Source organism: Mycobacterium sp. NGS35, assembly GCF_059812855.1.
In genome coordinates this window covers 471,392-496,058 of sequence record NZ_JCALDL010000002.1, presented here as the reverse complement: position 1 = coordinate 496,058, position 24,667 = coordinate 471,392, and the positions used below count along the sequence as shown (strand labels likewise).

Sequence of the window (24,667 nt, the reverse complement as noted above, 5' to 3'; positions counted from 1 at the left end):
AGTCATGAATTTCCCCCCAAGTCGGCGGTCATCGCCACCAGTACTCGTCGCAGCCGCTCGATCAGCGCTTCGACGGTTTCCTCTTCGAACACGTCAGTATCGAATTCGACCCGCAAGGTCAATTCGCGGCCCGGGACGGCTTGCACCGTCAACGGGTAGTGGTTGTACTCCTGCGGCGTGATCTCGGTGACCGCCAGGTCCTCGGCACTCAACTGGGCACCGCTGTCGATCGGGTAGTTCTCGTACACGAAGGCGGTGTCGAAAAGTTGGTCGTGGCCGGCGATGCGATGGATTTCATGCAGCGCCAGATGCTGGTGCTCCAGCGTCTCCAGGTGGGCGGTCTGCAGCTGTTGGAGGAGGTCGCCGATGGTGGTGGACGCGGTGATCGTTGCGCGCACCGGAACGGTGTTGATCAGCAGCCCCACCATGGATTCGGAGCCTGGCAATTCCGGCGGCCGGCCCGACACTGTGGTGCCGAACACCACGTCGTTGTTTCCGGTCAGCCACATCAGCAGCTGGGCCCATGCGCCGTGCAGCACAGTGCTGACGGTGGTGTGTTCCGAGCGCGCCAGCTCGCCGATGGCGCGCGTGGTCTCCTCCGGCATCTGCAGAGACTTCACGCCGCGCCGCCCGAGGCCCATGCGGTTGGGCGGCGCCACAAGAGTGGGCGTGTCGAAGCCGGCAAGCACCTTGCGCCAGGCGGCGCGGGCGGCGTCGAGATCGCGTTCGGCCAGCCAGGTGACGAAGCTGCGGTACGACGGCGGCGCGGCTAGCCGCTGGCCCCAATAGCTGGCGAAGATCTCCTGCAGCAGGATCGGCATCGACCAGCCGTCCATGACGATGTGGTGGTTCGTCAGCACCAGGCGGTGGCGGTCGGGCGCGGTGCGGATCAAAGCGGCGCGGAAGGCCGGCGGGTCGGCGAGGTCGCAGACTGCGGCGCGTTCGTCGGCGCACAGCTGCTGCACCTGCCTGTCGACGCCGGTGCCGTCGAGCTGCACGTACTTCCACGGCACGACGGTTTCGGCGGGCAGGACCTGCACCGGCTCGTCGAACTGGTCGCAGAACCGGGCCGCCAGGTTCGGGTGGCGGTTCACCACGGTGTTCACGGCCTCGCGCAACCGGTCGGCGTCGATCGGACCGGTCACGGTGATGCTCAGCTGCACCGCGTAGAGGTCGTCATCGCTGCCGTGTGCGGTGCTGGCGTGGAAGAGCAGGCCCTGCTGCAGCGGGGTCAGCGGAAGGATGTCGGCGACGCGCTCCTGCGCCTGCAACTCGTCGATCTGCTGCTGGGTCAGGCGAGCCGGCGCGATGTCGGACGGCGTGAGGCCGCCGCCGCCTTGTTGGACGTGCGCGCAGATGCCGGTCAGCGCGTCGAGCCACAACTGGCTGAGCCGGTCGACCTGGGTCTGATCCAGCGCCGACGGTGCCCACGTCCATGCGGCGCGCAGGCTGGGGCCGGCGTCGGTGTCGACCGTTCCGGCGTTGAGTTCGACGGTGTGCGCCAAGGGCATCGGCAGCGCCGACGCAGCTGCGGTTTCCGACATTCCGTCCTGGCTCATCAGCCAGAGCTCACCGGACATCTCGGCGCCGCCGGCGCCCAGCCGGCCCAGATAGTTGAACCCGATAGCCGGATCGGAGCCGGGCAGGTCGACGTCGGCGTTGAGGTAGCGCAGCAGGCCGTAGGTGAGCCCATCCGGCAGCGCACGCAGCTGCTCTTTGGCGTTCTTGATCGCTGCACCCAGCGCCGCGTCGCCGGCGAGCACCTGCTCCCAGGACACGCCCCCGACCGTCAGCGCCACCGGGTACTTGGTGGTGAACCAGCCCACGGTGCGCGACAGGTCGACGTCGCCGAACAGTTCCTCGACGCGGCCGTGGCCTTCGACATCGATGGCGATCGGGGCGGCGCCGGTGTCCAGGAACTCCGACAGCGCCAACCCGAAGGCGATCAACAGGATGTCGTTGACCCCGGCGTGGAACGCGGCCGGCACTTCACCGAGCAGGCGCCGCGTCGTCTCGGGGTCCACCGACACCGACATCGAACCCGCGGTGGCGTAGGTGTCCTTGTCCGGCTGTACGGCCGGCAACACCGCCGGCGTAGCCGTCACCTGCCGCCAGGCGTCGGCCTGCGCCGCCACCTTCCCGGCTTGCGCATATTCGGCCAGCAGCGCCGACCAGCGGGCGAACGACGTGCCCGGCGCGGGCAGCTCGATCGGTCGACCGCTGTGGTGCTGAGCCCACGCAATGTTCAAGTCTTCCAAAAGAATTCGCCACGACACTCCGTCCACGGCAAGGTGATGGACGATCAGCACCAGCTGGCTGGTGTCCGTCACCCACAAGGCGCTGACCATCGCGCCCGCGGCCAGGCTCAGCCGCTCACGGGCCGCCACCAGCGCCTCGTCCGACAGCGTGTCGACGACCTGCACACAACCATGCGCGTCGACGGATCCGGCGTCGGGCACGGTCAGTGACCAACCGCCGGCGCCGTCGTCGTCCACGCGCAGCCGCAGCATCGCGTGCCGGTCCAGCAGAGCCTGCAACAGCACCACCGCATCGTCCGCGGTCGCTCCAGCCGGGGCCTGCACCACGACGGTCTGGTTGAACTGGTCGACGGGACCGCCGACGCTGTGCAGCCAGCGCATGATCGGGGTGGCAACCACCCGGCCGGTGCCCTCGTCGACCACACCGGGACCGTCGGCCACCCCGACGACGCGGGCCAGCTTCGCCACGGTCTGTTCGACGAACACGTCGCGCGGACGGCAGGTCAGACCGGCGGCCCGGGCCCGGGCCGCAACCTGCATGGACAGGATGCTGTCGCCGCCGAGTTCGAAGAACGAGTCGTCGACGCCGACGCGCTCGAGGCCGAGGACTTCGGCGTAGATGCCGGCCAGGATCTCTTCGACCGCGCTCGCCGGCGCCCGATAGCCGTCGACGTCCTGGTATTCCGGTGGCGGCAGCGCGCGGGTGTCGAGTTTGCCGTTGACGGTCAGCGGCAGCGCCTCGAGCACTACCACCGCGGCGGGCACCATGTATTCGGGCAGCCGCCCGCCCAGCTCGGCGCGCACCTTGACCGGGTCAGCGCTGCCGGTGATGTAGCCGACCAGGCGCTTGTCACCGGGGCGGTCCTCACGCGCGATCACCACCGCCTGATCCACGCCGTCCACACCGGCCAGCGCCGCCTGGATCTCACCGAGCTCGATGCGATAGCCGCGGATCTTGACCTGCTCATCGGCGCGACCCAGATACTGCAACTGCCCGTCAGCACCCCAGCGCACCAAATCCCCGGTGCGATACATCCGCTGGCCGGGCGCCCCGAACGGGCACGCCACAAACCGCGCCGCACTGAGCCCCGGCCGGCCCACATAGCCGTACGCCAACGCCGCCCCGGCCACATACAACTCACCGACCACACCAGCCGGCACCGCACGCAACCACCCATCAAGGACGAAAAACCCCAGATGCGCCAGCGGCACCCCGATCGGGCTGACGCTCACCTCGACGTCAGCCTCGACGATCTCGCGCAACGACGCATGCACCGTCGTCTCAGTGATGCCGTACATGTTGATCATCCGCGGCAACCCCGGATGACGCTCCAGCCACGACCGCATCCGCGCCGGCTCCAACGCCTCACCGCCAAACACCACCGTCTGCAACTTGAGCTGCTGGCCCACCTCGGGCTGCAACCCATCAGCGCTTTGCAACGCATAAAACGCCGACGGCGTCTGACTGAGCACACTGACCTGCTCAGCCACCAACAACGCGTGGAACTCCTCCGGTGAACGCGCCACCGAATCGGGCACCATCACCAGCCGCCCGCCACCCAGCAGCGCCCCCCAGATCTCCCACACCGAAAAATCGAACGCCAGCGAATGGAACTGGGTGAACACCTGCCCGTCGAGTTCAAGGCTTTCGTCCAACGTCTCCAACAACACCGCCACATTGCGATGCGCAATCGCCACACCCTTCGGGGTCCCCGTCGTACCCGAGGTGTAGATGATGTAGGCGATGTCATCAGCGGCCGGCACCGCCAACGCAGTGGCCGGCTGAGCGTGAATGGCTGGATCGTCGATGTCGATCACCGCCACACCCGCACCCTCGAACCGCTCCGCCAACCCCGCCGTCGTCACCGCCGCCACCGGCGCCGCATCACCCAACATGAACTGCATCCGCGCCACCGGATGCGCCGGATCCATCGGCAAATACGCCGCCCCGGTCTTGAGCACCGCCAAAATCGACACGATCGCCTCAATCGAGCGCGGGAACAACACCGCCACCCGCTGCCCCGGTCCGGCACCATAACCAATCAGCAAGTGCGCCAACCGATTCGACGCCTCATCCAATTCGCCATAGGTCAACGACCGACCCTCACACGTCACCGCCACGGCCTCGGGTGCTCGCGCGGCTTGCACGGCGAACAGCGCCGGAATCGACGCGAACGCAGCCTCAGGCTCACTCAGCACCGCCCGGTTGCCGGCCTCGTCGAGGCGGGCGTGTTCACGCTCGTCGAGCACATCGACCGACGAGAGCCGTCGCGACGGATCGGTCGTCATCGCCACCAACACCCGCCGCAGCCGCTCGACCAGCGACTCGACGCTGGCGGCGTCGAACACCTCGGTGTCGAACTCCACGCGCAACGTCAGTTCCCGGCCCGGCACCGCTTGCACGGTCAGCGGGTAGTGGTTGTATTCGCGGCTGGCGAACTCCGCGATCGCCAACCCGTCGACGCCCAGCGGCACACCGGTGTCGATGGGATAGTTCTCGACCACGAACAGCGTGTCGAACAACTGGTCGTGTCCAGTGATGCGATGGATTTCGTGCAGCGCCAGATGCTCGTGTTCCAGTGTGTGATTGTGGGCGCGCTGAAGCTGGTCGAGCAGCTGGGCGCTGGTGGTGGTGGCGCTGAGCGTCGCCCGCACCGGCACGGTGTTGATCAGCAGACCGACCATGGAGTCCGCGCCGGGCAGCTCGACCGGCCGTCCTGACACCACGGCGCCGAAGGCCACGTCGTGCTGGCCGGTCAGCCACATCAGCAGCTGCGCCCACGCCGCTTGCAGCACCGTGTTGACGGTGGTGTGCTGCGAGCGCGCCAGCTCGCCGAGGGCCTGCGTGGTCGCTTCGGACACCTGGAGCGATTCGACGCCGCGTTTGCCCAGCCCGAGCCGATCCGCGGGACCCACCAGCGTGGGGGTGTCGAACCCGGCGAGCACGTCGGCCCAGGCGGCGCGGGCGGCATCCAGGTCACGATCGGCCAGCCAGCTCACATAGCTGCGGTACGACGCCGCGGCGGGCAGCCGCTGCCCGTAGTAGCCGGCGAAGATCTCCCTCAGCAGGATGGGCAGCGACCAGCCGTCGAGCACGATGTGGTGGCTGGTCAGCACGAACCGGTGCCGATCGTCGGCGGTGCGGATCAGCGCCGTCCGGAAGACCGGCGGGTCCCCCAGGTTGCAGACCGCGGCGCGTTCGGCTGCGCACAGTTGCTCGATCTGCCCGTCGAGGTCTGCCGAATCGCCGTCGAGCTCGACATACCGGAACGCCGGCACGGGAGCGGCCGGGATGACCTGAACCGGCTGGTCGAACTGATCGCAGAACTGCGCCGCGAGGTTCGGGTGACGGTTGACCACCAGGTCCACTGCTTCGCGGAGTCGGTCGGCATCGAGGGGGCCGGTGACCGTGATGCTCAGCTGCAGGGCATACACGTCGTCGTCGTTGCCTTCGGCAGCGCTGGCGTGGAAGAGCAGGCCCTGCTGCATCGGGGTCAGCGGCAAGATGTCGGCGACGCGGTGCCGGCTCTGCAGCTCGTCGATCTCCTGCTGGGTCAGCCGAGCCGGGAGGATGTCGGACGGGGTGAGGCCGCCTCCACCGCGTTCGACGTGCGCGCAGATGCCGGCCAGGGCGTCGAACCACAACTGGCTGAGACGCCGGACCTGCGCGTCGTCGACAGCTGACGGCGCCCACGTCCAGTTCGCCTCGAGATGCGGGCCGGTGTCGGTGTCGACGGTGCCCGCGTTGAGTTCCAGGGTGTGCGCCAGCGGCATCGGCACCGCGGCCGCTGCGGCGGTCAGCGATCCGGCGTCCTGGCTGGGCCGCCACAGGTTCTCGGAGGTTTGCGACGCGGCCGCACCCAGCCGCCCGAGGTAGTTGAACCCGATGGTCGGATCCGGTTGGCCCAGCTCGACGTCGGCGTTGAGGTAGCGCAGCAGCCCGTAGGTCAATCCGTCGGGCAGCGCGCGCAGTTGCTCCTTGGCGTTCTTGACCGCGGCACCCAGCGCCGCGTCCCCGGCCACCACGTGACTCCACGACAGGCCACCAGGCGCCAGCGCGACCGGATATTTGGTGGTGAACCACCCGACGGTGCGGGACAGGTCGACGTCGCCGAACAGCTCCTCGGCGCGGCCGTGGCCCTCGACATCGATGCGGATCGGCGCGGCGCCACTGCCCAGGAATTCCGACAATGCCAGCCCGAACGCGATCAGCAGGATGTCGTTGACCCCGGCGTGGAACGCGGCCGGCACCTCACCGAGCAGCCGTCGCGTGGTGTCGGCGCCGAGCCTCACCGACAGTGACCCGGCGGCGGCGTAGGTGTCGACTTGGGGCTGCACCGTCGGCAACACGGCCGGCGTCGCGGCGACCTGGCGCCAGGCGTCAGCCTGCGCCACCACGTCGGCGGCATGAGCGCGCTCGGCCAGCAGCGCCGACCAGCGGGCGAACGACGTTCCGGGCGCGGGCAGTGCGATCGGCTGGCCGCTGTGGTGCTGAGCCCACGCAATGTTCAAGTCTTCCAACAGAATTCGCCATGAAACGCCGTCGACGGCCAGGTGGTGCACGATCAGAGCCAGCTGGCCGGAGTCGGTAGCCCACAGCGCGCTGAGCATGGTCCCGGCGGACGGGTTCAGCCTTGCGCGGGCCGCTGTCACGGCGTCCTCGGACAGCACGTCGACGACCTGTAGGCATTCGCGTGCGTCGACACTGCCGGGTTCGGGCACGATCGGCGCCCAGCCGCCCGCGCCGTCGTCGTCGACCCGCAGTCGCAGTGCGGCGTGCCGGTCGAGCAGCGCCTGCAACAGCACCACGACGTCGTCCTCGGTCGCCCCGGTCGGCGCCTGCACCACGACGGTCTGGTTGAACTGGTCGACCGCGCCGTCGACGCTGTGCAGCCAGCGCATGATCGGGGTGGCCACCACCGGGCCGGTGCCCTCGTCCACCACATTGGACGCGCCGTCGGCCACGCCGACCACCTGGGCCAGCCGCGCCACGGTCTGCTCGACGAAAATGTCGCGCGGGCGGCAGGTCAGGCCGGCTGCCCGCGCCCGGGCCACCACCTGCATCGACAAGATGCTGTCGCCGCCCAGCTCGAAGAACGAGTCGTCGACGCCCACCCGCTCCAGGCCCAGCACCTGCGCGTAGATCCCGGCAAGGACCTCTTCGACGGCGCTGGACGGGGCGCGATACTCGCCTCCGGCGTCTTGGTATTCCGGTGCCGGCAGAGCGCGCGTGTCGAGTTTGTTGTTGGGCGTCAGCGGCAGCGCGTCGAGCACCACCACCGCCGCGGGGACCATGTAGACCGGGAGGCGCTCGCTGAGTTCGCGCCGTACCGCGACCGGGTCCGCGGTTCCGGTGATGTAGCCGACGAGGCGCTTGTCGCCGGGGCGGTCTTCGCGGGCGATGACCGCCGCGTGCTCCACGCCGTCCAGCGCGGCCAGGGCCGCCTGCACCTCGCCGAGCTCGATGCGGTAGCCGCGGATCTTGACCTGCTCGTCGGCGCGGCCCAGGTACTGCAGCTGCCCGTCGGCACCCCAGCGGACCAGGTCACCGGTGCGGTACATCCGTGCCCCGGGTCCGCCGAACGGGCAGGCCACGAACCGCGCCGCGGTCAACCCGGCTCGGCGCACATAGCCGACGCCCACGCCGCGCCCGGCGACGTACAACTCGCCGACCACGCCGGCCGGCACCGGCCGCAGCCACTGGTCCAGCACAAACAGCGCAGCGCCGGTGACCGGCGAGCCGATCGGCACGGCCGAGCCGGGGCTCAGCGGCGCGCTGATGGCCACGCACATCGTGGTCTCGGTGGGGCCGTAGGCGTTGATCATCACCCGGCCGGGCGCCCAGCGGTCCACCACCTCGGCGGGGCACGCCTCACCGACCACCACCAAGGCCGCCGACTCCAACCCTTCGGGCTCCAACATCCCGACCGCAGAGGGGGTTTGGGTCAGCACGCTCACCTGCTCGGTGACCAGCACGTCGTGGAAGTCCTCGGGCGAGCCGGCGACGACTTCGGGGACGACGACCAGCCGACCGCCGCGCAGCAGCGCGCCGAAGATCTCCCACACCGACACGTCGAAGGCCAGCGAATGGCACAGCGGCCACACGCCGTCACGCGGCAGACCCGCGTCCAGCGATTCGAGCAGCTGCGTGGCGTTGTGGTGGGTGATCGCCACGCCTTTGGGCACACCGGTGGTGCCCGAGGTGTAGATCAGGTAGGCGATGTCGTCGGGCGCCGGCGCCGGCAGCGCGGTGCTGGGTTGCGCGGCGATCCGCGGGTCGTCGAAATCGATGACGAGCAGTCCGGAGCCGTCGAGGCGCTCCGCCAGCGAAGCAGTGGTAACGGCGGCGACGGGCGCCGCGTCGGCCAGCATGAACTCGACGCGGGCATCGGGATGGGCGGGATCGATCGGCAGGTAGGCCGCGCCGGCCTTGAGCACCGCGAGGATCGACACGACGGCCTGCGCCGATCGCGGCATGAGAAGCGCCACGCACTGGCCCGGGCCGGCACCGTGCTCGACCAGCAGATGCGCCAGCCGGTTGGCGGCTTCGTCGAGCTCGCGGTAGGTGGTCGAGCGGCCCTCGAAGCTGATCGCGACAGCCTCTGGGTGGCGTGCCACATGTTCGGCAAACAGCTCGGGAATGGACACCGGCGTCGCGGGCTGGGTCAGCACAGCGCGGTTGCCCATCTCGTCGAGGCCGGCGTGTTCGCCCGCGTCGAGGAGGTCGATCGACGACAGCCGCTGCGTCGGGTCGGCGGTCATGGCCGTCAGCACCCGCTGAAGCCGGTCGACCAACGACTCGATGCTGGCGGCGTCGAACACGTCGGTGCGGAACTCGACCGCGCCGCCGATGCCTGCCGGCTCCCCGGCCTCGGTCCAGCGCTCGCCGAGTGAGAACGCCAGGTCCATGCGGGCGGTGTGAGTGTCCACCGGCAGCTGGCTGACGTCGACGTCGCCCAGCGAAAGGCCGGAGATCAGGTCATTGCCCTGTCCGGCGAAGTTCTGCCACGCCAACAACACCTGCACCAGCGGGTGATGGCTCAGGGATCGTGTCGGGTTGAGCCGCTCGACGAGCACCTCGAACGGCACGTCTTGATGCTCGAAGGCGGCCAGGCTGCGCTGGCGCACGTGTTCCAGCAGCTCGGCGACGGTTGGGTCGCCGGCGACCTCGACGCGCAGGACCAGGGTGTTGACGAAGAACCCGATCAGGTCGTCCAGCGCCGGATCGCGGCGCCCGGCGATCGGGAAGCCCATGGCCACATCGGAGCTCGCGCTGATCTTCGAGAGCAGCACGGCCAACGCGGCTTGCATCACCATGAAGCTGGTGGCGTTGTGCTGACGGGCCACCTCGGTGACGCGGTGCTGCAGTTGCGCCGGCCAATCCACCGCCACACTGGCTCCGCGATAGTCGGCCACGGCCGGATACGGCCGATCCGTGGGCAGCTGCAGCCGTTCCGGCAGTCCGGCGAGGGTCTGTTGCCAGTAGGCCAACTGTGCGGCGATGCGGCTGTCGCCGTCGTCGAGGTCGCCGAGTTGGGCACGCTGCCACAGCGTGTAGTCCACGTACTGCACCGGCAACGGCGCCCAGTCCGGGGCCCGGCCGTGCTGACGCGCTTGGTAAGCCCGCGCCAGGTCAGCGACCAGCGGGGTGATCGACCAGCCGTCGGCGGCGATGTGGTGAACCACACCCACCAGCACGTGCTCGTCGGCGCTGGTCTTGAAAAGTGTTGTGCGCAAGGGGATTTCGCGGGTGAGCTCGAACGTGTAGCCGGCGGCCTGCTCGATGGCCTGCTCCAGCTGTGCTGCCGACCAACCGGTGGCGTCGACGACGTCCCATCCGAACACGGCTTGCTCAGCGGGCACCACGTGCTGATGCGGGATCCCGTCAGACGCCGGAAACACGGTCCGCAGGCTCTCGTGACGGGCCACCACGTCGGCCAGCGCTGCGTGCAGCGCATCGGCATCCAGCGTGCCGCGCAACTGCAGTGCGACCGCCATGTTGTAGATCGGCGACGGTCCCTGCAGCTGATCGACGAACCACAACCGGTTCTGCGCGAACGACAACGGCACCACCGCCGGCCGCTCGACGGCCACCAGCGGCTCGAGCCCGTCGGCTTCCTCGCCGATCCGCGGCGCCAACTGCGCCACGGTGGGCGCCTCGAACAGGGCGCGCACCGCGACGTGGGCGTCGAGCGCTTTGTTGACCGCCGCCACCAGGCGCATCGCCGAAATGCTGTCGCCGCCGAGGTCGAAGAACGAGTCGTCGACGCCGACCCGCTCCAGGCCGAGCACCTGTGCGTAGATGCCGGCCAGGATTTCCTCGGTCGGCGTGCTCGGCGCGCGGTACGAATCGCCGTCGCGGTATTCCGGCGCGGGCAGCGCGCGCTTGTCGAGCTTGCCGTTGGCGGTCAGGGGCAGCGTGTCCAGCACCACTACCGCAGCGGGCACCATGTAGGCCGGCAGCCGCTCCGCCAGCGCCGCACGGGCAGCGGACGGGTCCACCGCGCCCGGCACCGACTCGGTGACATAGCCCACCAGTCGCTTGTCGCCCGGGCGGTCCTCGCGCGCGATGACCGCCGCCTGCTGCACGCCGTCGAGTGCCACCAGCGCGGCCTGGATCTCGCCGAGTTCCACGCGGTAGCCGCGGATCTTCACCTGCTCGTCGGCGCGGCCGAGGTACTGCAGCTGGCCGTCGGGGCCCCACCGCACCAGGTCGCCGGTGCGGTACATCCGCTCGCCGGGCTCGCCGAAGGGGCAGGCCATGAAGCGCGAGGCGGTCAGTCCGGGCCGCCGGATGTAGCCGCACGTCACGCCACGTCCGGCCACGTACAGTTCACCGACCACGCGGGGCGGGACCGGCCGCAGCCATTCGTCGAGCACGAACAACGCGGCGCCGGACACCGGCGAGCCGATCGGGACGGCCGACCCGGGTGACAGCGGCGCGCTGATCGCGACGCACACCGTGGTCTCCGTCGGGCCGTAGCCGTTGATCATCAGACGGCCGGGCGCCCATCGGTCCACCACCTCGGCGGGGCACGCCTCACCGGCCACCACCAGCGCCACGGATTCCAGCCCTTCCGGTGACAGCGCCCCGACCGCGGACGGGGTCTGCGTCAGCACGGTGACGTGCTCATTGATCAGCACGTCGTGGAAGTCTTGAGGTGAGCGCGCCACCGGTTCGGGGACCACCACCAGACGGCCACCGCCGATCAGCGCACCCCAGATCTCCCACACCGAGAAGTCGAACGCCAGCGAGTGGTACTGCGTCCACACCTGTCCCGGCGTCAAGCCCATGTCCGCGTGCAGCGACTTGAACAGTTCGGCCGCGTTGCGGTGGGCGACCGCCACGCCCTTGGGCACACCGGTGGTGCCGGACGTGTAGATGATGTAGGCGATGTTCTCGGGCGCCGGGGCAGGCAGGCCGGTAGCGGGGTAAGCCCCGATGCTCGGATCGTCGACGTCGACGACGAACAGGTTGCGGCCCTGCAGTCGCTCGGCGAAATTCGCGGTGGTGACGGCAGCGACGGGCGCGGCGTCCGCAAGCACGAACTCCATCCGCGCGGCCGGCAGCGCGGGATCGATGGGCAGATATGCCGCTCCGGTCTTGAGCACCGCGAGGATCGAGACGATCGCGGCAGCAGACCGTGGGAAGAGAACCGCCACGGAATCGCCCGGCCCGACGCCCCGGTCGACCAGCAGATGCGCCAGCCGATTGGCGGCCTCGTCGAGCTCACGGTAGGTCATCGAGTGACCTTGGAAGGTGATCGCCGTCGCCTCCGGCGAGCGCGCCACGTGCTCGGCGAACAACTCGGGTATCGACACCGGCGTAACTGGCTGGCCCAGCACCGCCCGGTTGCCCATCTGGTCGAGGGCAGCTAGCTCGTCGGCGTCGACGAGATCGATCGACGAGAGCCGCTGCGCCGGGTCGGCGGTCATGGCCGCCAGCACCCGCTGCAACCGCTCGATCAGCGCTTGGATGGTTCCGGTGTCGAAGACGTCGGTGCGGAACTCCACCGATCCGCCGATTCCAGCGGGCTCTCCCGCCTCGGTCCAGCGCTCCCCGAGCGAGAACGCCAGATCCATGCGGGCGGTGTGGGTTTCCACCGGCATCTGTGCGATCTCGACATCACCCAAGGACAAGCCGGAGACCAGGTCGCTGCCCTGCCCCGCGAAGTTCTGCCACGCCAACAGCACCTGCACCAGGGGGTGGTGGCTGCGGGACCGAACGGGATTGAGTCGCTCGACCAGCACCTCGAACGGCACGTCCTGATGCTCGAAGGCGGCCAGGCTGCGCTGGCGCACCTGCTCCAGCAACTCGGCGACCGTGAGATTCCCGGTGAGGTCGACGCGCAGGACCAGGGTGTTGACGAAGAACCCGATCAGATCGTCAAGCGCAGGATCGCGGCGCCCGGCGATCGGGAAGCCGACCGCCACATCCCTGCTGGCGCTGATCTTGGCCAGCAGCACCGCCAACGCGGCCTGCAGCACCATGAAGGCGGTCGCGTTGTGCTGACGAGCCACCTCGTTGACCCGCTGCTGCAGCTGCGCCGGCCACTCCACCGCCACGCTGGCGCCGCGGTAGTCGGCCACGGCGGGGTACGGCCGGTCAGTGGGCAATTCGAGCCGCTCAGGCAGTCCGGCCAGAGCCTGTTCCCAGTACGCCAGCTGCGAAGCGATACGGCTCTCGCTGTCGTCCAGGTCACCGAACTGCTCGCGTTGCCACAGCGTGTAGTCGACATACTGCACCGGCAACGGCGCCCACGCAGGCGCTTTGCCCTGCTGGCGGGCCTGGTACGCCTGGGCCAGATCAGCGACGAGCGGAGTGATCGACCAGCCGTCGGCGGCGATGTGGTGCACTACCCCCACCAGCACGTATTCGTCCGCCGTCCGCTTGAAAAGCGTTGCGCGCAAAGGAATTTCGTTCGCAAGCGCGAAGGTGTAGCTGCCTGCCTCCTGAATGGCCTCTTCGAGTCGGCTTGCCGACCACTCGGTGGCATCCACCACCTGCCAGCCGAATTCGGCTTGCTCAGCCGGCACGATCACCTGCTGGGGCACCCCGTCGGACGCCACGAACAGGGTGCGCAGGCTTTCGTGACGGGCCACCACGTCGGCCAGCGCGGCTTTCAGCGCGTCGACGTCGAGCGTGCCGCGCAGTTGCAGCGCGACACCCATGTTGTAGATCGGCGACGGCCCTTGCAGTTGGTCGAGGAACCACAACCGGTTCTGCGCGAACGACAGCGGCACCACCGCCGGCCGCTCGACGGGTCTCAGCGGGTCGAGCCCGTCGGCATCTTCGCCGATCCGCGGCGCCAACTGCGCCACCGTCGGCGCCTCGAACAGGGTGCGGACTGCGAGCGAGGTATTCAGGGCTTTATTGACGGCTGCGACCACTCGCATCGCCGAGATGCTGTCGCCGCCGAGGTCGAAGAAGGAGTCGTCGACGCCGACGCGCTCGAGGCCCAGGACGTTGGCGTAGATGGCGGCCAGGATTTCTTCGGTGGGGGTGGACGGGGCGCGGTAGCGCTGGGCGTCGTGGTAGTCCGGTGCCGGCAGCGCGCGGGTGTCGAGTTTGCCGTTGACGGTCAACGGCAGCTTGTCCAACACCACCACGGCGGCGGGCACTTCGTAGGCCGGCAACCGCTCGGCCAACTGGGCGCGGATGTGGGCGGGGTCGGCGCTGCCGGTGATGTAGCCGACCAGCCGCTTGTCACCGGGGCGGTCCTCACGCGCGATCACCGCCGCCTGAGCCACCCCCTCCAAGCCGGCCAACACGGCCTGGATCTCGCCGAGCTCGATGCGATGCCCGCGAATCTTGACCTGCTCATCCGCGCGCCCCAGGTAACGCAACTGCCCATCGGCACCCCAGCGCACCAAATCCCCGGTGCGATACATCCGCTGCCCGGGCGCCCCGAACGGGCACGCCACAAACCGCGACGCCGAGAGCCCCGGCCGGCCCACATAGCCGTAGGTCACCCCATGCCCGGCCACATACAACTCACCGACCACACCCGGGGCCACCGGCGCCAACCACTGATCCAGCACGAACAACGCCGCCGAGGCCACCGGCGACCCGATCGGCGGCTCCCCCGACCCCGCCTTCAGCGCAGCGCTGAGCATCACCACCATCGTCGTCTCAGTCGGCCCGTAGGCGTTGATCATCACCCGCCCCGGCGCCCACCGATCCACCACATCCGGCGGGCACGCCTCCCCGGCCACCACCAACGCCGCCCCGTCCAAACCCTGCTCAGACAGCGCCCCCACCGCCGAGGGCGTCTGAGTCAACATCCCCACACCCTCGGCCACCAACACCGCATGCAACTCCTGCGGCGAGCGCACCACCTCATCGGGCACCACCACCAGCCGCCCGCCATGCACCAGCGCCCCGAAGGTCTCCCACACCGAGGTGTCAAACCCATACGAATGACACTGCGACCACACCGCGGTCACCGGCACATACCGTCGAAGTTGCTCCAACAACTGCACAACATGGCGATGCGCCACCGCCACCCCCTTGGGCGTACCGGTGGTGCCCGACGTGTAGATCACATACGCCACATCATCGCCACCCGGCACCGCCAACGCGGTACCCGGATAACCGTCGATGCGCGGATCCTCGACATCGACCACCACCCCAACCCCCCGCAGCCGCCCCGCCAGCTGCGCAGTACTCACCGCAACCACCGGCGCCGCATCGGCAACCATGAACCCGATACGCGCATCCGGATGCGCCGGATCAATCGGCAAATACGCGGCACCCGTCTTGAGCACCGCCAACACCGACACCACCATCTCGATCGAGCGCGGCACCAACAACGCCACACACCGACCCGGGCCCGCACCCAGCTCAACCAGCAAATGCGCCAACCGGTTCGACGCCTCATCGAGCTCGCGATACGTCAACGACCGGCCGCCACACCTGACCGCGGTCGCCTCACCAACACGGGCGACCTGCGCGGCGAACATCTCCGGAATCGACACCCAGCCACGCTGCGGGGCACTCAACGCCGCCGCGTTGCCCCACTGCTCCAGCACCACCCGCTCACCAGTGTCAAGCACATCAACCCGCGACACCCGCCGCGCCGGGTCTGCGGTGATCGCCGCCAACACCCGCCGCAACCGGCCCACCAACGCCTCGATGCTGGCCGCATCAAACACATCGGTGCGAAACTCCACCACCCCACCGATGCCGACGAGCTCACCCGCGGCATCCCAGCGCTCACCCAACGAGAACGCCAAATCCATTCGCGCGGTGCGGGTTTGCACCGGCATTTCGCTGACTTGAACCTCCCCGAGGGTCAGCCCGGCAGCCGGATCGCCGTTGTCGTGCCCGGCGAAGTTCTGCCACGCCAACAGCACCTGCACCAGCGGGTGATGGGTTTGCGAGCGCACCGGGTTGAGCCGCTCGACGAGCACCTCGAACGGCACGTCCTGGTGCTCGAACGCCGCTAGGCTGCGCTGGCGGACCTGATCGACCAACTCGCCCACCGTGGGATCGCCGGCCACATTCACCCGTAACACCAATGTGTTGACGAAAAACCCGACCAAATCATCGAGTGCGGGGTCACGCCGACCGGCGATCGGAAACCCAAGGGCCACATCAGAACTCGCAGCGATCTTGGCCAACAACAACGCCAACGCCGCCTGCACGACCATAAAGCTGGTCGCGTTGTGCGCGTGGGCCACCTCACGCACCCGCTGCGCCAACTCTGCCGGCCAGTCCACCACCACGCTGGCCCCGCAATAATCGGCGACCGCCGGATACGGGCGATCGGTGGGCAACGCCAACCAGTCGGGCAGTCCGGCCAACGCCTGCTGCCAATAGGCCAGCTGCGCGTTGATGCGGCTGTCCGGATCGTTTAGATCACCCAACTGCGCCCGCTGCCACAACGTGAAATCCACGTACTGCACCGGCAACGGCGCCCACCCCGGCGCGCGGCCCTCACGGCGCGCCAGATAAGCCTCACCCAAATCCCTGACCAACGGAGTGATCGACCAGCCGTCGGCGGCGATGTGGTGCACCACCCCCACCAACACGTGCTCGTCATCGCCGAGCTGGAAAAGCGTTGCCCGCAAAGGAATTTCGGCAGCAAGATCGAACGTGTAACCGCTCGCCTGCCCGACGGCATCCTCGAGCTGGTCCGCCGACCACGCCGTCGCATCGACCAACTCCCAGCCGAACTCGGCCTGTTCGGCCGGCACCACCACCTGCTGGGGCACCCCGTCGGACGCGACGAACACTGTGCGCAAACTCTCGTGGCGCGCCACCACATCACCCAGCGCGGCCTTCAGGGCTGCAGCATCAAGCGGGCCCCGCAGCTGCAACGCGACGGCCATGTTGTAGATCGCTGACGGTCCCTGCAGTTGATCGAGGAACCACAACCGGTTCTGCGCAAACGACAACGGAATCACGGCCGGCCGCTCGACGGCGACCAACGGCTCCAGTCCGCCGTCGTCCTCACCCACACGCAATGCGAGCTGCGCGACCGTGGGCGACTCGAACAACGCACGCACGGAGACGTGGGTGTCGAGCGCCTTGTTGATGGCGGCGACCAGACGCATGGCCAAAAGCGAATCGCCGCCGAGGTCGAAGAAGGAGTCGTCAGCCCCGACCCGCTCCACACCGAGCACTTGGGCATAGAGGCCGGCCAGGATTTCTTCGGTAGCGGTCGCCGGGGCGCGGTAGGAATCGACGTCGAGGTATTCCGGTGCGGGCAACGCCCGCTTGTCGAGTTTGCCGTTCGGCGTCAGCGGCAGCCTGTCCACCACGACCACTGCAGAGGGCACTTCATAGGCCGGCAGCCGCTCGGCCAGCGCGGTGCGCGCCTTGACCGGATCAGCGGTGCCGGTGATGTAGCCGACCAGCCGCTTGTCACCGGGACGGTCCTCCCGGGCGATGACCGCGGCCTGCTCCACCCCGTCCACAGCGGCCAACGCCGCCTGAATCTCACCCAACTCGATACGGTGCCCGCGGATCTTGACCTGCTCGTCGACCCGGCCCAAATACTGCAACTGCCCGTCGGCACCCCAGCGCACCAAATCCCCGGTGCGATACATCCGTTGGCCTGGCCCACCGAACGGACACGCCACAAACCGCGACGCCGAGAGCCCCGACCGGCCCACATAGCCCACACCGACGCCGTAACCGGCCACATACAACTCGCCGACCACACCCGCCGGCACCGCACGCAACCACGAATCCAGCACGAACAACGCCGACCCCGGCAACGGCACCCCAATCGGCACCACCCTCGAACCGGGCGACAGCGGCGCACTGACCGCCACCCACATCGTGGTCTCCGTCGGGCCGTACTCGTTGATCATCACCCGACCCGGCGCCCACCGATCCACCAAATCCGGCGGGCAGGCCTCACCACCGACCAGCAACGCGTGCACCGACTCCAACCCCTGCGGCGACAGCATTCCCGCCGCCGACGGCGTCTGGCTGAGCACGCTGACCTTCTCCCGGATCAGCAACGCCCGCAGATCCTCCGGTGAGCGCGCCACCGACTCGGGCACCACCGCCAACTGCCCGCCACGCAGCAGCGCACCGAAGATCTCCCAGCCCGAAATGTCAAAGCTGTAGGAATGCCACTGCGACCACACCTGCCCCGCACCCGCCGGGAGACCCGCCGCATCCATCGACCCCACCAGCTGGGTCACGTTGTCATGAGTGATCGCCACGCCCTTCGGCGTGCCGGTGGTCCCCGAGGTGTAAATCACATACGCCAGGTCATCAGCAGCCGGCACCTGCAGCGCCGTGCTCGGATAGCCCTCGATGCGCGCATCGGCCACATCGATCACCAACAGATCCCGGCCCTGCAACCGCCCCGCCAGCCCCGCAGTGCTCACCGCCGCGATCGGCGCCGCATCAGCGAGCATGAACTCGATGCGCGCATCCGGATGCGTCGGATCAATCGGCAGATACGCCGCACCGCTCTTGAGCACCGCCAACATCGACACGATCGCCTCAGCCGACCGGTTGAACAACAACGCCACCGTCCGACCCGGCCCGGCACCGAGCTCAACGAGCATGTGCGCCAATCGATTCGACGCCTCATCCAACTCCCGATAGGACAACGCCCGACCCTCGAACGTCACCGCCACCGCATCCGGCGCAGCGGCCACCCGAGCCGCGAACACCTCCGGAATCGACACCATCGCCGGCGCAGGCCCCGACAACACCGCCCGATTACCCAACTCATCAAGCCGCGCGCACTCGGCCTCATCGAGCACAGCCACCGTCGACAACCGCCGCGACGGATCAGCCGCCATCGCCACCAGCAGCTGTTCCAACCGTCGGGCGAGTTCGGCGGGCTCGAAGTTCGCGAAGGGCTGGGCGGCGCCCTCTGTGCTGAGGAACAGGTCGTCGCCCGAGTTGGCGAAGATGAATCCGAAGGCGCCGACCGGCCCGGGATTGGTGTAGGACGCGGTCGCCGTCGCGCCACCGAACGGGAATGTGAGGGCCGGCGGGAGGAAGTTGACGCTTACCCTGTCGGCCCGCTGCCGCGACCCGGACCTGCGCTCGAGAGCGTGTACCGGAAATCGCTGGTGCTGAACCGCTTCGCGGATCCGGGCGTCGACGTGCTTGCAGAAGTCTGCGACCGCGGACTCGGGTGAGGCGTTGAGCACCAATGGCACTACGCCGGCGACCATCCCGGGAAGCGTCCGCACCTCCGGACGCACACGCCTGTTCACCGGGAAGTCGAGCACGACCTCCGAACCTTCAACGCTCCAGCCGTGTACCAGCAGTGCGCACGCTGCGGTGATAACGGACGAGCGCGGCACGTTCCACGCTCGAGACAGATCGTCGACTCGGCGCAGCACCGCGGGGTCCAGGCGCACCGGCGGAGAAAGCCACGACGGATCTCGGTCGTCCTCTGCCGGAGGTAACTGGTAGTCCGAACCCGTTCCCGACGGAAGGTTCTGGCTCCAGTACGCCTGGTCGTCGAGATAGTCCTTGGACGCTTCGTACTCTGCTTCGAGATCGACCAATTCCTGCAGTGAGCCGAAAATAGACGGCGGAATGGCGGCGCCGGAAACAACTGCTGAATAAACCGATGCAATTCGCTGGCCCACCAGGCCGAGACCGAACCCATCAATGATGATGTGGTGGCAGCAGGCGAACAGATAAAATTCGTCGACCCGGGTCTGGAACAACGCGAATTTGAAGAGTGGCCCACTGAATGGCAGCGGTGTGCGTTGAATCGCCTCGGCGATTTGGTGAGCTTCTCCCACTGGATCGGTCGAATCGCGCAGATCGTGATACGCGAGTTCGACGTCCGGGTTGTCGATGACCTTTTGGACGACCTGGCCATCCTGTTCGAAGAAGGCGGCTCTGCCGGGTTCCACCTCTCGAACGACGCGGCGGATCGCCCACTCGAGGGAGTCACGCTGCACCAGCCCCTCAATCCGCACGAACAGGCCGAGCTGCCACTCCGTGCCGGAATCACCGGTTTCCTGCGCCAGCCAAATGTCGAGCTGGCCGCGCGTCAGTGGCAGCGCGCGGTCATCATGTTCCATGCGGCCCCCCAAACCACGGGACAAAAATCAAGAACCCGAACCCTTGGCGAGCCTGTCGCGAAGGCTCTTCGGGCGGATATCCGGCCAGTTCTGTTCGATGTACTCCAGGCAGGCGGCGCGGTCAGCCTCCCCATAGACCACCCGCCAGCCGGCTGGAACGTCGGCGAACGTCGGCCAGAGACTGTGTTGCTCTTCGTCGTTGACCAAGACGTAGAAAGTGCCGTTGTCGTCGTCAAACGGATTGATGCTCATCGTTCTCCAGACCGTCTAGTCGACATAGGTGGAATCCCCCAAACAATACTGAAGCCAAACAGGGTCAGCACCCTGTTTCGGCAAACTTCTTGAACTTGCACATGTCATCCCAGGTCGACACACGGGCGACGCTGGGGTTCCCCCTCAACGTGATCGAAAGTACGGCATCTAGCTGCACGAGCGTTCGGCGCCGCGGACTTCCGCCGGCTTTCGCCGGCTACCGCTGTTTAGCGCCAAACGCTCGTCAAATCATAGTGCTCAGCACATCATAGCGGTATCCGCGTCGCGCCCACCCGACCCGCAGTGGGTCGCGGCCGTGTCGCTCGTCGAGGGTCCGCAGCGGCTGCGGTTCGCCGATGTCACGGTGTGCGGAGGCGCCACAGCTCCGCGACCTACGGCTCTACGTAGGCGCTTCAGCAAAGCGACATTTACGCTCAGCGTGGTTCGAAGCGGCCAAGTCCGGGCCAGCACAGTTGAATTCGCCAGCTGGCGGCGCACAATCAGTCCCCGGCGGACGCGACAACCCTCAAAACCTGGCACTGGCTAGTTCGCTGGGACGCTTGCGGCGGGCTGCGAACCTGGTCGGTCACCCACTGCTCTGCGTAGAGCGTACCGGCAGCGGCACGTTGAAAATGGGGTTTCCCCACCGACGCTCCCACTCCAACGCCCCACAACCTCGCGCCGGCGTCGGATCTCGCTGCGGCAAGACCGGCTCTGAGAAGCAATCGGCTCGGTATTCAAGCCGGCGTTGCCGGTGGTGCGCAGAAGCTCGCACAGATAACGCGTAGAATTCGGCACTCTTTTGAGCCAAGTAAAGCGTCCTGAGAAATGCTCCGATTGTGCGTCCGTATTCGATGAGAATGTCAGGCTGACGAGGGCGCCTGGTATGGCGTGCCGGGTGTGGCGTAGCGCGCCACCGCAATGTTCTCGAAAAATAGAACCGCCCCGCAGTCGGCCAGAGAATATGGCTAATTCACCGTTGCTGAGGGCGACCTGCGCGCACGACGCGTCGCATGTTGATGACGGCCGCCGAAAGCGTGACGGCCCCAGCAAAAACCCCACACGTACCCCGTGCAGTCGCCCGAGGCCATGTGGGGTTCTAGCCGAGAGTGCCCTGCCGGGCGCCCGCTCAGTAGTTGTTGCAGGTGTTGAAGACCTGCTGAAGCATCGGAATGATCGGTCGATTAGCCGGTGCGTTCATCATGTTCTCGGCCATCTTCTGCCGCTCATCCGGCGGTGCGGCCAGGAACTGGCGCAATCCCGACTGCAGCCGCGGCGACGAATTGAAGTACGCGGCAGCCGACTTGTCCTGAGCGTTGAGCGCAGCCACCCACTGACCGTAGGTGCATGTCGTGTTCACGACGGGGCCCAGGTCGGGGTCTGCTGACGCCACACCCGCACCAGCGGTGAACGCCAACGCCAGACCACTGACTCCGATAGCAAGTTTGCTCAAAGAACGTTTGATCATAGGTGATCCCTCCCTCTAGCTGATGACATTGACTCTAGTCGCTGTCTCTAAACCTCACGCCCCGATAGCCCACACCAGCCAGAACGCAACCGGTGCCGTGGATTGCGGCGCCAATGAGTCCATCGCCGCGCGGTGCTCAGGCGTTACACCGACCAGCGAACGGGTCTGCGCTGGGCCGACTTTCGCGTCTCCCACGCGATTTGCCGCTGCGCCTACCGATGTCAGACCGACGGCCTCGGAATCCGGTCGGTGACTGCGTCGTCGTCGTCGCGGCCTTCGTTCTTCAGCAGCAAAGACCGCACCAGCGGACGGGGTCCTTCCGACCTGAGCAGTGCACTGGCGGGACGTTGACGCACTCGCTGCGGCCACCAGAACCAGCGACCCAGCATGGCAGCAATGGACGGCGTCATGAACGAGCGCACGATCAACGTGTCGAACAACAGGCCCAATCCGATCGTGGTGCCGATCTGACCGATGATCCGCAAGTCGCTGACGGCCATCGAAGCCATGGTCGCGGCGAACACCAGGCCTGCCGAAGTGACGACCTTGCCGGTGCCTCCCATAGCGCGGATGATGCCGGTGTTGATGCCGGCGCCTATCTCCTCTTTCATGCGCGACACCAACAGCAGGTTGTAGTCGGAGCCGACCGCCAACAGGATGATCACCGACATCGCGAGGACCATCCAGTGCAGGTTGACACCTAAGATGTACTGCCACAGCAGCACTGAGAGGCCGAACGACGCACCCAGCGACAGCGCTACCGTTCCCACGATCACCAGCGCCGCGATGAAGCCTCGCGTGATGATCAACATGATGATGAAGACGAGGCAGAGCGCGGCAATAGCGGCGATCAACAGGTCGTAGGTAGAACCGTCTTGCCAGTCTTTCGCGGTGGCGGTAGTGCCGGCCAAGAAGACCTTGGCGTCGACGAGAGGTGTGCCCTTGAGTGCTTCCTCGGCCGCCGTTTGCAGCTGGTTGATGCGCTTGATGCCCTCAGGAGTCGCGGGGTCGCCGCTGTGAGAAATGATGAAGCGCGCTGATTTGCCATCCGGCGACAAAAACGACTTCATCGCGCGCTGGAAGTCGGGATTCTGGAAGACCTCCGGCGGCAGATAGAACGAGTCGTCGTTCTTCGAAGCGTCGAACGCCTGCCCCATGGCGGCGGTGTCTTTGCTTGTTTCGTCCATTTCGGCAAACGTGCTCGACATCGTGCTGTGCATGGTCAGTACCGACATCCGCATGGATTCCAAAGTCGGGATCATCTCCGCGATGACCGGAAGCACCTGGGGCATCAGTGTGTCGAGGTCGTCCATGCTCTTGACAAGGTCTTGCAGCTTGTCGGTCAGGATGTCGATGCCGTCGATCGAATCGAAAATCGCTCTCAGCGACCAACAGATCGGGATGTCGTAGCAGTGCTGTTCCCAGTAGAAGTAATTGCGAATGGGCCGCCAGAAGTCGTCGAAATCGGCGATGTGATCGCGTAGTTCTACCGTCACATCTTGCAGATCATGAGTGGTTTCGACCATTCGATGAGTAGTACTGACCAACTGTTGAAGGATGGCGTATTGCTCGCGCATGATCTTGATCTGCTTGGCCAGATCGTCGGCCTGCTTGGTCATATCCTCGATACGTTTTCGCTGGAACTGCATGGCCTGTTGCTGGCCGGCGTTCTGCACGCTCAGCAAGAACGGGATCGAGGTGTGCTCGATAGGCGTGCCTTCCGGCCTTGTGATGCCCTGGACGCGAGAAATACCGTGCACCCGGAAAAGAGCCTTCGCCACCTTGTTCAGCACCAAGAAATCCGAGGGATTTCGTAGGTCGTGGTTGGCCTCGATCATCACAATGTCCGGCATCATGCGGGCCTGCGAGAAGTGCCGTTCCGCGGCGGCATACCCGAGATTCGCGGGGATATCGGCGGGTATGTAGAGCCGGTCGTTGTAGCTGGTCTTGTAGCCGGGCAAGGCAATGAGGCCGATCAAGGCGACTGCCAACGAAGCGGCCAGAATGGGCGCCGGCCAGCGAACGATGGCCGTGCCGACGCCACGCCAGCGGCGAACCCGCATCTTGCGCTTCGGATCCAGTAGTCCTGCAGCGCTGCCCAGCGCAATGCCTGCGGGCACGAGCGTTACCGCCACCGCGACGGCAACAAGCATTCCGATTGCGCACGGGACACCCATGGTCTGGAAGTAGGACAGCCGGGTGAAGCTCAGGCAGAAGATCGCCCCCGCGATGGTCAAGCCGGAAGCCAGCACGACGGGCGCGACGCCGCGATACGTGCTGTAGTACGCCGTTTCCCGGTCTTCGCCGGCTTGGCGTGCCTCTTGATAACGACCGAAGAAGAAGATTCCGTAGTCCGTCCCCGCCGCGATCGCGAGGAAGACCAGCATATTGACGGCAAAAGTGGACAGCACGAAAACGTCGTTATGCCCGAGAAATGCCACCACACCTCTGGCCGCCGCCAATTCGACGCCGACCATGACGAGCAGCAGGACAACGGTGAGGACGGAGCGGTACACAAGAAGCAGCATCGTGAAGATGATCACGACGGTCACCAGCGTGATTTTCAGAATGGATCTGTTGCCGCTGTGCTGCATATCGGAGACCAGCGGTGACGGGCCGGTGACAAACACGTTGATGCCGGGCGGCGGCGGCGTGCGGTTGACGATATTGCGGATACCGGCCACTGATTCTTCACCCGACGGCGTGCCTTGGTTGCCGACCAGATTCAGCTGCACATAGGCAGCCTTGCCGTCGGGACTTTGCACACTGGACGAGGTGAGCCGGTCGCCCCACAAATCCTGCACGTGTTGTACATGCTTGGTGTCGGCTCTGAGCTGCTGGACCAATCCGTCGTAATAGTGGTGGGCATCGTCGCCGAGTGGCTGCTGGCCCTCCAGCACGATCATCGCGAAGCTATCCGAGTCGGATTCTTTGAAATCTTGGCCGATTCGTGTCATGGCCCGAACCGAGGGCGCATCCGCAGGCATCAGCGACACCGAATGCTGTTCGCCGACCCGCTCGAGCGCCGGAATCGCGGATTTCCAATGCCAGCCGACCGAAGCCAATGTGGTGAACAACGTCACCGCTATCCAGAACAGGACAATGGGTAGCGAGAATCGCCGAATTATCCGCGCGACGAGGGGCGGCCGATTGCGTGGGGTGCTCATGC

4 protein-coding genes are annotated in these 24,667 nt (G+C 67.0%); all 4 read right to left on the bottom strand.

The window, feature by feature from the left end; all coding sequences use genetic code 11:
- Positions 1 to 2: 2 nt before the first annotated feature.
- The gene (locus AC5Y4C_RS07345; RefSeq protein WP_499964621.1) at positions 3 to 19,778 is read right to left on the bottom strand and encodes a non-ribosomal peptide synthase/polyketide synthase; all 19,776 of its coding nucleotides are present in this window, start codon (positions 19,776 to 19,778) and stop codon (positions 3 to 5) included.
- Positions 19,779 to 19,805: 27 nt separating this feature from the next.
- Entirely contained in the window at positions 19,806 to 20,030 is a 225-nt protein-coding gene (locus tag AC5Y4C_RS07340; RefSeq protein WP_499909885.1) for an MbtH family protein, read from the bottom strand.
- Between the two features lie 1,129 nt (positions 20,031 to 21,159).
- The gene (locus AC5Y4C_RS07335) at positions 21,160 to 21,483 is read right to left on the bottom strand and encodes a hemophore-related protein (RefSeq protein ID WP_499909884.1); all 324 of its coding nucleotides are present in this window, start codon (positions 21,481 to 21,483) and stop codon (positions 21,160 to 21,162) included.
- Between the two features lie 236 nt (positions 21,484 to 21,719).
- Positions 21,720 to 24,665: an MMPL/RND family transporter gene (locus AC5Y4C_RS07330; protein WP_499909882.1), complete on the bottom strand. Its 2,946-nt coding sequence runs from the start codon at positions 24,663 to 24,665 to the stop codon at positions 21,720 to 21,722.
- Between the last annotated feature and the right edge of the window lie 2 nt (positions 24,666 to 24,667).